Origin of the sequence: Streptomyces sp. NPDC058579, from assembly GCF_042718575.1 — a bacterium.
Classification (GTDB): domain Bacteria; phylum Actinomycetota; class Actinomycetes; order Streptomycetales; family Streptomycetaceae; genus Streptomyces.
Map to the genome: position 1 here is coordinate 33,689 of NZ_JBHXPI010000049.1, position 13,727 is coordinate 47,415.

11 protein-coding genes and 2 pseudogenes are annotated in these 13,727 nt (G+C 68.8%); 8 read left to right on the top strand and 5 right to left on the bottom strand.

The window, feature by feature from the left end; genetic code table 11:
- Window positions 1-114: 114 nt before the first annotated feature.
- Both ACFWRO_RS32680 and ACFWRO_RS32685 read right to left on the bottom strand, forming a co-directional pair.
- Window positions 115-576: pseudogene (locus tag ACFWRO_RS32680) on the bottom strand (pentapeptide repeat-containing protein); the annotation flags it as partial.
- A 346-nt stretch (window positions 577-922) separates the two neighbouring features.
- Entirely contained in the window at window positions 923-1,774 is an 852-nt protein-coding gene (locus ACFWRO_RS32685) for a LysR substrate-binding domain-containing protein (RefSeq protein WP_384516863.1), read from the bottom strand.
- A gap of 81 nt (window positions 1,775-1,855) precedes the next feature.
- On the opposite strand from ACFWRO_RS32685, the gene ACFWRO_RS32690 reads away from it, so the two are divergent.
- Together ACFWRO_RS32690 and ACFWRO_RS32695 are read left to right on the top strand one after the other, a co-directional pair.
- Window positions 1,856-2,350: a cupin domain-containing protein gene (locus tag ACFWRO_RS32690; protein ID WP_384516866.1), complete on the top strand. Its 495-nt coding sequence runs from the start codon at window positions 1,856-1,858 to the stop codon at window positions 2,348-2,350.
- 95 nt (window positions 2,351-2,445) lie between these two features.
- Entirely contained in the window at window positions 2,446-2,805 is a 360-nt protein-coding gene (locus tag ACFWRO_RS32695; RefSeq protein ID WP_384516868.1) for a DoxX family protein, read from the top strand.
- 105 nt (window positions 2,806-2,910) lie between these two features.
- Here the strand turns inward: ACFWRO_RS32695 and ACFWRO_RS32700 are convergent, their stop codons facing one another.
- On the bottom strand, window positions 2,911-3,192 hold the full coding sequence (locus ACFWRO_RS32700) for a hypothetical protein (protein WP_384516871.1): 282 nt from the start codon (window positions 3,190-3,192) through the stop codon (window positions 2,911-2,913).
- A 1,058-nt stretch (window positions 3,193-4,250) separates the two neighbouring features.
- Between ACFWRO_RS32700 and ACFWRO_RS32705 the strand changes: the two genes are divergently transcribed.
- Window positions 4,251-4,658, top strand: coding sequence for a transglycosylase SLT domain-containing protein (locus ACFWRO_RS32705; protein ID WP_384516874.1), 408 nt, complete (start codon window positions 4,251-4,253; stop codon window positions 4,656-4,658).
- A 447-nt stretch (window positions 4,659-5,105) separates the two neighbouring features.
- On the opposite strand, the gene ACFWRO_RS32710 is transcribed toward ACFWRO_RS32705, so the two are convergent.
- The gene (locus ACFWRO_RS32710) at window positions 5,106-6,506 is read right to left on the bottom strand and encodes an MFS transporter (RefSeq protein WP_384516877.1); all 1,401 of its coding nucleotides are present in this window, start codon (window positions 6,504-6,506) and stop codon (window positions 5,106-5,108) included.
- A 141-nt stretch (window positions 6,507-6,647) separates the two neighbouring features.
- Here ACFWRO_RS32710 and ACFWRO_RS32715 point away from each other — a divergent pair, with 141 nt between their 5' ends.
- Window positions 6,648-7,619 carry a helix-turn-helix transcriptional regulator gene (locus ACFWRO_RS32715; protein ID WP_384516880.1) on the top strand — a complete coding sequence of 324 codons (972 nt, stop codon included), beginning with the start codon at window positions 6,648-6,650 and terminating at the stop codon, window positions 7,617-7,619.
- Window positions 7,620-8,477: 858 nt separating this feature from the next.
- Here the strand turns inward: ACFWRO_RS32715 and ACFWRO_RS32720 are convergent.
- Entirely contained in the window at window positions 8,478-9,956 is a 1,479-nt protein-coding gene (locus ACFWRO_RS32720) for a glutamate--cysteine ligase (protein ID WP_384516883.1), read from the bottom strand.
- 730 nt (window positions 9,957-10,686) lie between these two features.
- On the opposite strand from ACFWRO_RS32720, the gene ACFWRO_RS32725 reads away from it, so the two are divergent.
- The 4 genes and pseudogenes from ACFWRO_RS32725 to ACFWRO_RS32740 all read left to right on the top strand — a co-directional run bounded on the left by ACFWRO_RS32725 (window position 10,687) and on the right by ACFWRO_RS32740 (window position 13,541).
- Window positions 10,687-10,965: a hypothetical protein gene (locus ACFWRO_RS32725; RefSeq protein WP_384516886.1), complete on the top strand. Its 279-nt coding sequence runs from the start codon at window positions 10,687-10,689 to the stop codon at window positions 10,963-10,965.
- Window positions 10,966-11,248: 283 nt separating this feature from the next.
- Window positions 11,249-11,386, top strand: a pseudogene (locus ACFWRO_RS32730) (Tn3 family transposase); the annotation flags it as partial.
- Window positions 11,387-11,752: 366 nt separating this feature from the next.
- Complete coding sequence (locus ACFWRO_RS32735; protein WP_384516889.1) at window positions 11,753-12,859, top strand: hypothetical protein; 1,107 nt, start codon at window positions 11,753-11,755, stop codon at window positions 12,857-12,859.
- A 430-nt stretch (window positions 12,860-13,289) separates the two neighbouring features.
- Window positions 13,290-13,541, top strand: a complete 252-nt coding sequence (locus ACFWRO_RS32740) for a DUF6422 family protein (protein ID WP_384516892.1) — start codon at window positions 13,290-13,292, stop codon at window positions 13,539-13,541.
- The last annotated feature ends 186 nt before the right edge of the window (window positions 13,542-13,727 follow it).

The window sequence follows — 13,727 nt, forward strand, 5'->3', positions numbered from 1 at the left end:
ATGCCCGGGGTGGCCGCGGCGCTGGGCAGGAGGACGGCGAGCAGGACGGTGAAGGCGCCGACGGCCCGGGGCTGCTCCGCGAGCGAGTCGATCGGCCGGGATCTACGGGAGATGTCGCAGGTGGTCGCGGATGAGCCGGATCACGGTGTGCCGGACCTGTCGGAGGGACAGATAGCCGTGCCGTGCCTCGGCCTCGCCGACCGGAAGGTCGGCTTCGGCTGTGTAGGGCAGGCGAAGGTAGGCGCACAGGACGTCGACGCAGGTCTGGCGCAATTCGAGTGTGGGGGCGTCGTCGGCCAGGCCGGCGAGGGCGTGGACGCCGCCGAGGCGGACGGCGGCGGAGTCGTCGCCGAGTTGGGAGACGGCGGTGGTGAAGCGTTCAGTGTGCAGGCGGGTGGCGTCACGCAAGGCTCCGTCCTCATCGACGCGCTGACGCCTGCAGGCCACGACCAGAGCAACGAGGGCGCCTGCGCCGGCGACGACGCCGAAGGACACCTTCACCAGCTCGAACAGCGTCTTGGAGCCGATCTCCGGCTTCTTCGCCAGCTCCCGGGCACCGAGCAGGTCCCACCCGGTGTAAACACCAAGCCCGCTACCAGACGCGCCTGCTCACCCCGACAGGACAGACCAAGCGCAGGCACGGTTGCAAGGGGCCGGTGGATGCGCGACCGGGCGCGCATCGGCCGAAGGCCGAGCACGACGAGGTGGACGTACCGACGTACCTCTACTCAGGTACGGGCGACGGGAACGCCCGTACAAACCAGCTGAATCGAGCAGTCGCGTGGTGCAACCGCACTGGGGCCTCACGGGAGTTGTGCCAGAACCCTGGAGGGGACATCGCCTGTTGTCCACTTGCCCGGGGGGCTCCGGGGGCCGCTCTGTTCGAAAGTTGACGAGCAGTGGCGGCACCGTTTGCGGGTGTTCAGTGATGGTAGGCGGCTGTCGCGATGTCGATGAAGGATCGGATCAGCGGGTTGGTGTCGCCTTCGTTGCACGCCGCCACCACTCGGCTTGGCGCCATGTCGATCAGCGGCACCAGGGCCAGCTCTGCGGGCAGGTCATGTCCGAGGGGAGCCAGACCGACTGTGCCGTTCCAGAGCACGGCCTGCAGGCATTCCTGGACGGCGCGGACCACGGGGCCCTCGCGCGGCGTGCCGCCGTTCCAGTACGACTGCCAGACGGGGTCGGTGTCCTGCGGGAACTGGAACCAGCGGCGGTCGCTCAGCTCGGCCAGTCGTAGCCGGTCGCGGCGGGCGAGGGGGTCGTCGGCGCGCAGGACCACGCCGACGGGATCGGTTCGCAGCGTACGCACCGTCAGGGCGGTCTCGTCGAACGGCGCCCGGGTCAGGGCGACGTCGACCAGTCCGGTGCGCAGCCCGCAGGTCGGGTCGGTCAGATCGGTGTCGCGGATGCGGATGTCGATGCCGGGGTGGGTTCGGCGGTAGGCGGCGGCCAGTCTGGACACTCCCGGGTCGGTACCGTCGCCCAGGATGCCGACGGTGATGGTCGCGGCGCCGGCTGCTGCACTCACGCGTATGCGGACGCGGTCGGCATGGTCGAGCAGGGCCCGCGCCTCGTCGAGCAGCACTGCGCCTGCCGGAGTGAGCGTGATGCCGGTGGGTGAGCGGGCGAACAGCAGGGCCCCGACATCGGCCTCCAGTTGCTTGATCGCCCGGCTCAGCGGCGGCTGGCTCATGTGCAGTCGGGTGGCTGCCCGGCCGAAGTGGAGTTCCTCGGCGACGGCCACGAAGTAGCGCAAGGTCCGTAGCTCCACGCTGCAACGATACCCACGGGGTATCGGCACCGCGGGATGGGTCTTGGACACTGGCAGGGCCCCGGCGGTGCACTGGTGAGCATGACCGAATCAGAATGCTCCGACGCGCCGCAGGCAGACCCGGCCGTATCGGTGGTGGGTCCCGGCGACGGCGAGATGATCGTTCTTGGCACCACGCGCATGCGCGTCCTCGAGGACGGTAGCCACACCGGTCACCGCCTCGCGATCGCCGAGTCGGTCCTCGCCCCGCACACCCAGGGCCCGCCGCAGCATCGCCACGCCCGGCACGACGAGGGCTTCTACATCCTCTCCGGGACCGTGCGGTTCACCGTCGGAGAGGAGGACCACGACGCCACCACGGGCACGCTCGTGATCGTTCCGCCCGGTACCCCGCACACCTTCGCCAACAGGACCGACCAGCCCGCCGTCATGCTCAGCACGTTCACCCCCGACAGTTACGTGCAGTACTTCCGGGACCTCCAGGAGGCACTCGCCGACGGCCGGCCGCCCACGCCGCAGGCCCATGTCGACGCGATGAGCCACTACGCGACCGAGCCCGCCACCGACTTCGACTGAAACGGCCGACGGGTCTGCGTGACCCCGACGACCCACGCCCCCTCACCCACGACGTACGACCTGTGACCTATGACCTACGCCCCTGAAGGGGAACGATGAACATCGCCTACTGGATCGTCGCGGGCCTGCTCGCGCTCTTCTATCTCTACGCGGGCACGTTGAAAATGATCCGCAGTCGTGATCAGCTCCGGCCGATGATGGCCTGGGTCGACCGCATGCCCTTGCCCGCCGTCAGGGCGCTGGGGGCGGTCGAGATACTCGGCGCGGCCGGCCTGATCCTGCCGCCGCTGACAGGCATCGCGCTTCCGCTGGCAATGGCCGCGGCCGGCGGCTTCGTACTCCTGCAGGCAGGTGCGATCGCCGTCCACCTGACCGGCGAAGACCGCCGGATCGCACTCAACGCAGGGCTTACCGCCACTGCGGCCGTGACCATCTGGCTGGCCACGAGCCTGTGACGGAACACAACTCACCACGAAGGTCACCTGGCAGCGAGCGGGGGAGCGCCGGAGGGCGTGTGGCGTCTGATGTCGTCAAGATCAGGCCCCGGCAGGCATGGTTGCTCAGCGGAACGCGGTCGGGATCCCGGAGACTCCGTCGTGGAACCGTATGGCCCCGGGCATGTGGCCCGGGTCGTTCGCTCTCGCCGCCTGGTCCGCGTAGGGGTACTGGAAGCTGTGCGGCGAAGTGATGCCGATGCGGAGGGTCGCGGGCGCGACGAGGTCGGGACGGTGCCGGCCGACGAGGGCCACGGCGGCGGCGCGTTCGGTCTGGTCGGGCCAGTATGTGACGATCTCGGGCGTTCTCCGGAGCTGGCCGACGAGTCTGTGGGAGAGGCCGCACATACCGCTGTGCTCTGTGTCGTCGGCTGTGTCGGGCGGTCGGGCGAACCGTACCCGGACGGGGGCGTGGGCCGGGACGGTATCGGGGCGGGAGAAGGCGCGCAGGCTCTACGGCCAGTGCGCGCTGACTCTGTGGTTCGTCGCCCGTACCGCTGCGCCCGTCTTGAGGTCGACGAGGAGGAACACCTCGACGTCGTCGTCGTAGCAGGGCATTCCGTATTCGGTCAGGGCGATCCGGCGTCCGGCGGGCAGTACTCCGGGGGACTGGGTTCCTGGAACACCGTGTCTTCCTCGACGGGCCGCACGGGTTGTTCGCGGTGCCATGTGATGGCCGCCCGGAGGAGTTCTCTGCCAACGGGAGCCATGTGATCGCGGTCCATCACCGCCATGACTTGACGATGCCAGCAACTCCCTTGCGCTGTCAGCTTCTTGGCGCGCCGGGAGGGGTGAAGCGGAAGCGGCGGTGGTGCGGGAGTTCCCGGACGGGAGCCACCTCGATGGCTGGGGGGTACACCGTCCACCCTGGTGACGGGATCCCTTACTTCTTCGAACCGCTGATGCGTCCCTACGCGTCTCTCCGTCTGGGCGACGAGGTCGCTGACGCCGTCGGCCGGGCATGGCGCCGGCACACGCCCCCAGCTCCTGGCGCCGGCACCTCCGTCCGCCAGGGCCGGGCCCCACACAGGGGCAGCCTCATTTCGGCCCTCCCAAGGGCCCTCAGTATGACCTGCATCACAAGTGCGAAGGTCCTCTGCGATCCCCGATAGTAGACGGCGGGGTGAGGCGTTGGTCGCCATTCTGTCTGCCGTGACCTGTGTAAACGCCCAGGCTCCGGGTTTCGGGACGTTGTTCCGGAGGTGCGACTGCCACTAGTTCAACAGGCTGTTGCAACCCCTCGACGGGCCTGGTTGTGTGGGTGATGTCGCCAGGCAGCAGCACCCCACCACAGCTCGCCGGCCAAGCCGAATCCCTCGCAGGTTTCCCGGTCTCACCCGGGGCTGTGGTTCCGGCTTGCCGAAATCGCCCGGCGCATCCCCTGCCCCCAGACTTGAGGACATCTCGTGTTCCGCTCGCTCTCCACCCGGATCACCACCCGCAAGAAGACCCTCGCCACCGCCGCGGCCGTCCTGCTCGGCGCCTCGGCAGCGGTCCTCGGTACGACGGGCGCGGCGTCGGCGGACAGCGCCGGCCCGCAGGAGATCGCCCGCCAGATCGTCCCCGCCGGCCAGTACGCCTCCTTCAGCCAGATCGTCTCCCACGAGTCCGGCTGGAACTCCCACGCCACCAACACCGCCAGCGGCGCCTACGGCCTGCTCCAGGCCCTGCCCGGCTCGAAGATGGCCTCGGCCGGCCCGGACTGGAAGACCAACCCGGCCACGCAGATCAAGTGGGGCCTCAACTACATGGACGCCCGCTACGGCTCCCCGAACGCCGCCTGGGCCTTCTGGCAGACCCACCACTGGTACTGAGACTCACCGCGCAGCAACCACGCACGGGTAAGGCCCCGCCGCCGGCGGGGCCTTACCCGTGCCCGCGGACAACCACAGCCCGGTGTCGCCTCTCCTTCGTCGAGCTGTTGCGGCTCGGTTGAAGGTGAGCAGGGCAGGGTTCTCTGAGCAGGGCATGGCTCACTTCGGTGAGCGCATCGTCTTGTGGGGTTTGTTGTGGATGGCTTCAGCCGGCCGTAGATCGGATCGGTGATGGCGTCGCCGGCCCGCGTTGCTCACCCTGTTCGTTGGCGAGGGTTTTGTTGCTCACATGGAGCGGATGCTGCGCAGCCTCACCGAGCCGCCGGTGTAGGTGGTCGAATGCCTGAGGTTCGAGGGAGTGGGACGACGCGGGGCCCGCGAGCGGGAGTTGAGCGGTTTCCAGGCCGAGTTCACCGGACAGGCGGTGTGCCTTCCTCCCGCATGGGTTCACTGGTCGGCGTGCTCGGCCGCGGCCTTCGGGAGCGCGAGCATCACGAGTCCCGCCACGAGGTAGAGCACCGCGGTGACGACGAGGACGATGCTGAGCGCGTGACCGTAGTCGGCCGGTCGTGGCGCATCAGTCGTCGATCCGGTGACGGCGGCGAAGAAGGTCGTTCCGAGAACGGCGATGCCGATGGATCCGCCGATCTGGTTGACGGTGGAAAGGACGCCGCCCGCCGCGCCCGCATTGCGTCCGGGGATACCGGCGAGCACGACGTTGACGAGAATGGGTGCGGCGAGGCCGAGTCCGAGGCCGCCGATGAACAGGCTGAGCGCGAGGAGCCAGAATCCGGGGTCGCTGCCGTCCCTGATGACGGCCAGGAGTACGAGCTGAGATGCCGCGATGGTGAGCGAGCCGGTGATCAGCAGGGCTCTGCCCGCCTTGGCGGCGAGAGCGACGCCGAGTCCTGAGGTGAGGATCGAGCCGAGGGCATAGGGCAGGATCACCAAGCCGGTCTCCCACGCGGTCCGGCCGGTACCGAGCTGAAGGTAGACCGACAGGGTGAGGAAGAACGAGCCGATACCGCCGAAGAAGAGCACGGATGCGCTCAGGCCGATGGCGAAGGCGCGGATTCTGAGCAGGGCCGGGTCGAAGACGGGTTCGCCCCCACGGCCGGCGAGGCTGCGCTCGTATGCGAGGAAGATCGTGAGCAGGATGATTCCGGCCGCCAGGAGGGCGTAGCTGGCCGCGGTCCATCCCCATGTCTCGGTCTGGATGATCGGCAGCAGGAGGAGCAGGATGCCCGAGGCCGCCAGTAGGGCACCCACGAGGTCCAGTCGCGCGGTGGAGGCGGAACGGGACTCCGGCAGGACCCTCGCCCCGACGACGAGGGCGAGGATCGAGATGGGGACGTTGATCCAGAAGATGGTGCGCCACCCCAGACCGAACAGGTCGGCCTCGACGAGGAGTCCGCCCAGCAGTGGGCCTGCGACCGAGGCGAGCCCCTGGACGGCCCCGTAGGCGCCGAATGCCTTGGCGCGCTCTGCCGGGGCGAACGATGCTCGGATGACGCCGAACACCTGCGGGACCATGATCCCCGCGGTCAGTCCTTGGGCGGCGCGCATGCCGATGAGCATTCCCGGAGTGACGGCGAGCGCGCAGAGCGCGGAGGTGACCATGAACCCGACCAGCCCGATCATGAACAGGCGTTTGCGGCCGAACTGGTCACCGAGCCGTCCGCCAGTGATCAGTCCCGCGCCCAGGGCGAGGGTGTAGGAGGCGATCGTCCATTGGATCAGGGCGTCCCCGGCTCCCAGGTCACGGGCGATCGCAGGGGCCGCGACGGTGACGATCGTCGCGTCGACGAGGTCCATGAAGGAGCTGAACAGCACGACCAGGAGCGCCATGTTCGCGCCTGCGCCGGAGATGGATGCCGGGGGAGCGTCGGGGGCGTGTGTGCCCTCTCGCGATGTCTGTGGAGCGGTCATGCCGGCCAGGTTCACAGCTATAGTTGCCATCGAATGACCGCTTTCCCGGGGGGCGGGATCATGGCTGTGACCTCCGCGCGGACGCTCAGGCTGCTGTCGATCCTCGGTATCGGCGCCTCCCTGACCGCCGAGGAGCTCGCCGAAAGGCTCGGAGTCTCCCTTCGGACCGTGCGACGCGACATCGACACGCTCAGATATCTCGGGTACGAGATCGAGGCCGTGCGCGGGGTGGGCGGAGGCTACCGGCTCGGCCGCGCCACTCGCTTGCCGCCGGTCGTCTTCGACGAGGACCAAGCAGTCGCCGCGGCCGTCGCGCTCCAGACCGTCCCCACCGTCCTCTCCGGCATCCGCGAGAACTCGGCACGCGCCCTCGCCACTCTGCAGCAGGCGATGCCCGCCCGCAGCCGCATCCGCACCGAGTCGTTCAGCGTCTCCGCAGCGCGCAACTACTGGGAATTCCCCGCAGCACCCATCGATGCCGAGATCACCCGCGTCATCGGCGGCGCGATCAACCGACAGCACATCGTTCGCGTGGACTACACCGGCGAGGACGAACCGGCGACGCTCACGCTGGAACCGCACGACCTCGTCGTGTGGGCGGCACGGTGGTACCTCGTCGCGTTCGAACCGGACGCGGACCGATGGCGCGCGATGCGCGTCGACCGCCTCCGACCACGCATGCCCACGGGGAGAACCTTCGACCGCCGCGACGTCCCACACGGCGATCCGGTCGCATTCGTCATGAGCACGCCCGACCGCGGCGACACCCTGGCGGAATGGCCATGTTGCGGGTCGGCACTCGTCGCACTACCCGCGCCCATTGTCGCCCGGTTCGCCCCCGGCGGGTCGACGGTCGAACACGACACCGACTCCAGCTGCCGACTCACGCTCGGTGCGTGGTCATGGGCAGGGCTGGCAGGACTGCTCCTGACCTTCGACGCTGCCGTCACAGACATCGAACCGGCAGAGCTCAGGCAGGCGCTGCGCTCCCTGCGCACCCGCATCGACGAAGGACTCAGGTGTACTGAGTGAGTTCACTGGGATGTGTCGAGGCCGGGGACGCTTACCCGTGTAGGTGACAACGCCACGGGTCGGACGACACGGTCGAAGCGCGCATCGGAAGTAGATCTCGGATGCGCGATGATCTTGCGTGTGGGCGTCGCGCCGGTCGCAATTCGACTGGAACGCTGGTGAGCCAATGGGCGGGGCGGGGACGCGCCCTGGCCCTGGATATGTGCCGGTTCCGCGCGTTTCTCATGTGCTGGTGGAATCGTGCTCGCAGTGCTGAAGGTGCCGGACAGAGCGCGGTGGAGAGGCAGGATCCGCTGGACGGGCTCGTTCTGGAGGGTGGTACGTGTGGACCGAACCGGAGGCGGAGGCTCACCCGCGGCAGACGCTGGTTCTTGGAACCGCCCCTGAACTGCCATGGTGGATTTGGCGCTTGCCACCCGACCGGGCGTCAACCTGTCCGCAGCGGGCGTGTCGTACTCGTCGTGGAGTTCGGCGAGCCGCTCGGTCAGGGGCAGCTCATGGCCGCGGTGCTGATGTGTCCGGGACGTGGACTCCCGAGGCGTGAGCTCGCCTGCGAGCGTGTGGCGTGCGAGTTGCTCGGGCGGCGGCTTCCTGGCCGGCCTCGCCGGCGACCGGCAGAAGATGAGGCCGAGTTCGTCGAGTGCTGCGGGAAGCAAGCCGTGGACGTCGTAGTCCGCTTCGTCGCGCGTGTGGGCGAGCGGTCGATGTGTCGCGCGGGGGAAGCCTGTGGCCGCCGCGGGGTTGAGATTCCGCGCCGTGTTCCTCGTCCGCCGTGCGGCTGCCGCACCGCTCTTTTGTCGTCCGGTCGTGGGGTGGTCTGTCAGTCGTCGGCCGGCGTGGTAATGAGGGGGCCGTGTGTCATTCGACGGGCCAGGTGTGTGCGGGGGCGTTGAGGTGCATGTAGGCGATGTATTGCTGTGTCATCCGACGGAGGGCCTCGTGCCGGTCGGTATGGCCGATGTCCTGGATGCGGTGGAACATCTCGGACTGCCATACCGCGCCGTTGCGGCCGGTGACGCACCGTTGTTCGATGATTCCGAGCAGTGGCTCCCGCCAGGCCGCGTCCAGGCCCAGCCGCTCCAGTCCGCGGTCGGCCAGCGGTAGCAGTCGTCGCAGCACGAGCTCGGTCGCGGGGACCTCGCCCATCCCGGGCCAGTACTGGGGTGCGTCGATGCCGTGCCGAGCGGCAGCGTGCAGGTTGTCCTCTGCTGCTGCGAACGACATCCGTGTCCAGACGGGCCGGTCCTCGTCGACGAGGGCGCGGACGAGTCCGTAGTAGAAGGCGCCGTTGGACAGTACGTCGGTCACCGTGGGACCCGCCGGCAGGACCCGGTTCTCCACGCGCAGGTGCGGTACACCGTCGACGACGGCGTAGACGGGGCGGTTCCAGCGGTAGACCGTCCCGTTGTGCAGTGTGAGCTCGGCCAGTTGGGGGATCTCGCCGTGGTCGAGTGTCTCCTGCGGGTCCTCGTCGTCGCAGAGCGGCAGGAGGGCGGGGAAGTACCGTGTGTTCTCCTCGAAGAGGTCGAAGACGGAGGTGATCCACCGCTCGCCGAACCACACCCGGGGCCGTACTCCCTGCACCTTGATCTCGTCCGGCCGGGTGTCGGTGGCCTGCTCGAACAGGGGGATACGCGTCTCGCGCCACAGCTCCTTGGCGAACAGGAACGGCGAGTTCGCCGCCAGGGCCACCTGCACCCCCGCGATGGCCTGCGAGGCGTTCCAGTAGTCGGCGAATTCGTCCGGTGAGACCTGCAGATGGAACTGGGTACTGGTGCACGCCGCCTCCGGCGCGATGGTGTCGGCGTAGGTCCGGAGGTGTTCCACGCCGTCGACAGAGATCAGCAGGTCCTCTCCTCGCGCGGAGAAGATCTGCTCGTTCAGCAGGCGGTACCGCGGATTCTCGGACAGCGACGTGAGACCGGTGTCCTTGAGCTGAAGCGTCGGCAGGATCCCGATCATGACCAGATGCGCGCCGATCGCCGCAGCCTTCTCCTCGGCGTGGTTGAGCGCGTCGCGGATCTCCTGTTCCCAGGAGTCGGGACCGCCTTCGGTCAGCCGCCGGGGGTCGATGTTGATCTCCAGGTTGAACTGTCCCAGCTCGGTCGACCAGGTGGGATCGGCGATCGTCTCCAGGACTTCGGTGCTGCGCATGGCGGGTTCGGCGGAGGCGTCCACGAGGTTCAGTTCGATCTCCAGCCCGACCTGCGGCCGCTCGAAGTCGAACCGCGACTCGCGCAGCATCCGCGCGAACACGTCGAGGCAGGTGTGCATCTTGCTCCGGAACCGACGACGGTCCTCACGCGTGAACATCAGCTCCGGGACGTCGCGTCCCATCCGGCCCTCCCGATCTCCTCGGCACGGCCCCTCACTCTTAGCGTCCCACTTGGGCCACGCTCCAACCACCGAGACCGCCGGGACCACCGAGACCGCCGGGAGCGGACCCCGCTCCTCACCTGGCGATGACGCGCGGCAAGCCCGACAGCCTCTCGGCTGCGACCCGCACCGGCAGCGCCCTGGTGGAGGCGGCATCGGGTGGGTAGCAGCCTTCAAGACGTCCGACTCCTCGACATACCGTGACCGGCGCCCGCCCGGTGGATCGGTCGGCAGGCGCACCGCATCGACCACTGTGGTCATGCCCGCATTGTTCTCGCCCACGAGGACCGTGACCTCCTGTGGCAGAGGTATTCGCACCTCCTCACACGACCGGAACCTCTCGCTTCCAGACCCGTTCCGCGCCACGGGCATGCATTGTCAGTTCTTGTTTTTACGATCACCGCATGTTTGATGCGTTCACTGTTCTGTGGACCTATGACGGATGCCGTGCGCTGTGTAAGGAGGGCCGTGTGGGTGGGCGGCCGGCGGTCGTCTGCTCCGGTGTCCACCGGTCCTTGCCCACGTGGTCGGGTGCCGTTGCCGGTGATGAGGTGTACGCGCTGCACGTCACCGGTGCGAGGTGTTCGTGGTGTCCCGTATGCGGGTGATCGGCATGGAACGCGGCGACTGCTGCGGCGTCGTTCAGGCGACGTGGCGGGATCCGCCGTTTCCTGGGTACGACGATTGGCGGATGCTCGGAGCCGGCGGCTGCGGAGCCAGTACGGTCCACGTGGACGCGACACCCGTACGCTTCGACACCCCGATACCCGGCGACCTGTTGCCGGCCCTCACCTGGCGCAATGCCCGAGGCAAGACCCGCAACCTGAAGTACGTCGTGGACGGCCGCCTGGAGCGCTCCGTCAGCCTCCAGGGCTTCTACCGGCTCACCTCCGAGTCCGCCGACGCGCTGGCCGGGCTCGTCGGCGGCGTCCGTGGAGTCCGGGAAGCCGCGCGTCTGGATGCTCACTGATCGGGGGACCTTCCCCCACGCGCTGTACGCCTGTCCCCCCAGGTGCTCGACAGCGCCGGTGCTGGTGCACCTTCAGCCGTTCCGTTCCAGCGGGCAGTACCCCAATCTCCAGTTCGAGCATGGGGCGCGGCCGTGGTGCCAGCCGGGTGCGGGCCAAGTCCTCGGCCGTGAAAGGGATCTGTAAGGTCATTGCAGCGAGGCTGCTGCAGGAGCGTTCACATCCCGTGCGCTTCGACGGGTGGCGTCGCCGCGCCTCCCAGCATCTTCAGCCCCAGCTCGGCCGCTCGGCCTGGTCCGCAACGCCATCGTGCTGTGGACCACGAAGTACATCGACGCCGCCGTCGCCCAACTTCACGCCGAGGGCCACGAGATCCGAGACGAGGACATCGCCCGCCTGTCGCCGCTCAAGCACCGCAACCTGATCGTCGCTGCCGCCTCTGTTCGCGCCAGGAGGGGGATGGCTGACCGGGACGGTATCCGGTTGATCGTGGCGGTCGGCGTGTGGTTGTCGGTCGTGGGTCTGTTGGGTTCTTCGGTGTCTGTTGTGTGGGCGGGCTTGTGTGGCCGGATCCCGGGGGGCGGGTCTTGGGGGAGGCTTGCCCGGGGTTGTGCGGGCTCGTGGTGAGGGGGCTTGCCTATCCCGTTGCCAGGCTTGCCCGTTCGGTCAGGGAAGGCTTGCCCTGGTAGGGGGCAAGCCTTCTATCTGCGGTTTTAGGGTGTTGGGCAAGCTTTTGGGCATGCCGGTGTGTGGAGTGTGTGCGGCACGAGATCCGAAAGGGGACGTGCCGTGGACGACGTTTTGCATCCCGCTGGTGGTGGGTTGTTCGATCGGCTGGATGCTGATTGGGCCGTGCTGTGCGCGGATCCCGCGGTCCTGCGAGCGGTGGCCGGCTGGGTTGCCGATGCCTGCCTGACCGACACGGTCGCGGCCGATGTCTGGGCCGGCTCCCCGTCGCCTGCCCAGTTCCTGGCCGTGTTCGGGCCGGGGGCCGATGGTGTGTCCGGTGGATTGGCCGATGCTGTGCTGCGGGTGTTGCTTCAGTGTGCTGCCGGTCGTGACTGGTCGGCTGCTCTTGCCGGTCGCATCGTTGTTCAGGTGATGCTTCCTGCCGTCGTCCGTATGGTCCGTGGTCAGGTGCGGGCGGCCGGTGGCCGGACGCGGGACGCGGTGGGCTATGTGGCGGTGGCTGCCCTTTACGAGGTGGCGCGTTGCGGCCGTGTCCATCTTCGCCCGGGCCGGCCGGCCGCGAATCTGGCGCTGGACACTTTGCGCCGGCTCCTGGCCGAGCTGGCCGCTGAGCACGGCTCGGCGGGGGTGGACCTCTCGGCCGCGGAGTGCGTCGCGGACCCGGCGCCGGGCCCGTTCGAGATCGCTCGCGCCCGCACCGTGCTTGCGGCCGCTTTGGCGGCCGGTCTCCATGTCGGCCCAGCCGGCGACACCGAAAGCCTCCCGGCCCGGGTGGAGCTGCTGGAGCTTCTCCTGGACGCGGTCCGTGACGGCGCGTTGTCCACCGTCGAGGCGCGGGTGCTGGCCTGGCACCACATCAGCGGCGCCATCCCCGACGCCGATGCCGCCGCCCGCGCCGGGGCCACGGCGGGTGCCTGGCAGCGCCGCCGCTCCCGCGCCCTGGCCCGCGTCCGGCCGGTTCTCCTCGCGGACGTCGCACTGGGCGAGCCAGCGCTTGAGCATCTGTCGGTAGGTGTCCGGGGAGAAGTGCCGGGTGCCGTCGGCGTTGCCCTTCAGCCGGGGGAAGAGGTGCGGGTTGCCGTCCGGCCAGCGCTGAAGGACGCGCTGCTGCTGGGCCCGGATCTCTGCCTCGACCTCCCCGTCGATGGGGACGGACGCCTCCCCGCTCATCTTGTTGTTGAAGTAGCGCAGGTAGGGGCCCCCTGACCGTCGTGGAGCAGGCAGTCGAACCGGATGGTGCAGGCGTCGGAGACCCGCAGGCCGCAACGGATCAGGATGAGCGTGATCAGCCGGGCTGCGGGATCGGTCCACCGGTCGATGTGGGGAGAACGCCGTCCCGCTCCGACGCCCACGAAATCACTATCTCGTCCTCGCCCAGCGTTGTGCCGCAGTCGGCTCGGACTCCTGGCATGGCCGCCGTACCGCAGAACAGATGCGAGAGGGCGACGGCCGGAAGGACGGCTGCGGTCGTCGACGGATGCTGCTTCCCGGGACACACGACCACGACCATGAGCCCGCCACTGAAGGAGGAACCTCGGTGGCCATGCGGCGGATCCTGCACGTGCCCCGCGCGAGCCAGCGGGGCGCCTCTGGTACGACAAGCAGAGCCGCCGTGAACGACAGAAGGAGCGAATGAATGGCCATCTCACCAACTCTTGACAAGCTTACCGATGACCAGAGGGGGGCTCTGGACGATGCGTCGCTTCTGGTCATCAGCGCGCGGCAGGATGCCGCGGCCCTGCTGAGGCGAGCAGGGCTGGAGTGGGATGACGACGACGACTTCTTCGGAAGCCGGTGCAGGCAGTGCCGCTGTTCGGAGTTCGACGGCAACGGTAGGGTCTGTAGGAGAAGCAGCTGCCGGCACTCGGCGGCGCAGCACGCGAGCTGAGACGCCGACGCCTCGCGGCGTCGGCTTCCATGAACACCCGTCGCCCCGCCGCACGCAGCGGCGGGGCGACGGGTCAGGTCAGCCCCCCGGGGCCGACCGCGAGGTCCCGTCCGCGGGTGGTGGTTTCGCCTCCGTCCGTCAAGTCCCCCCAGGATAGGAAGGCACACTCCTGAGTGCCGGGGCCGA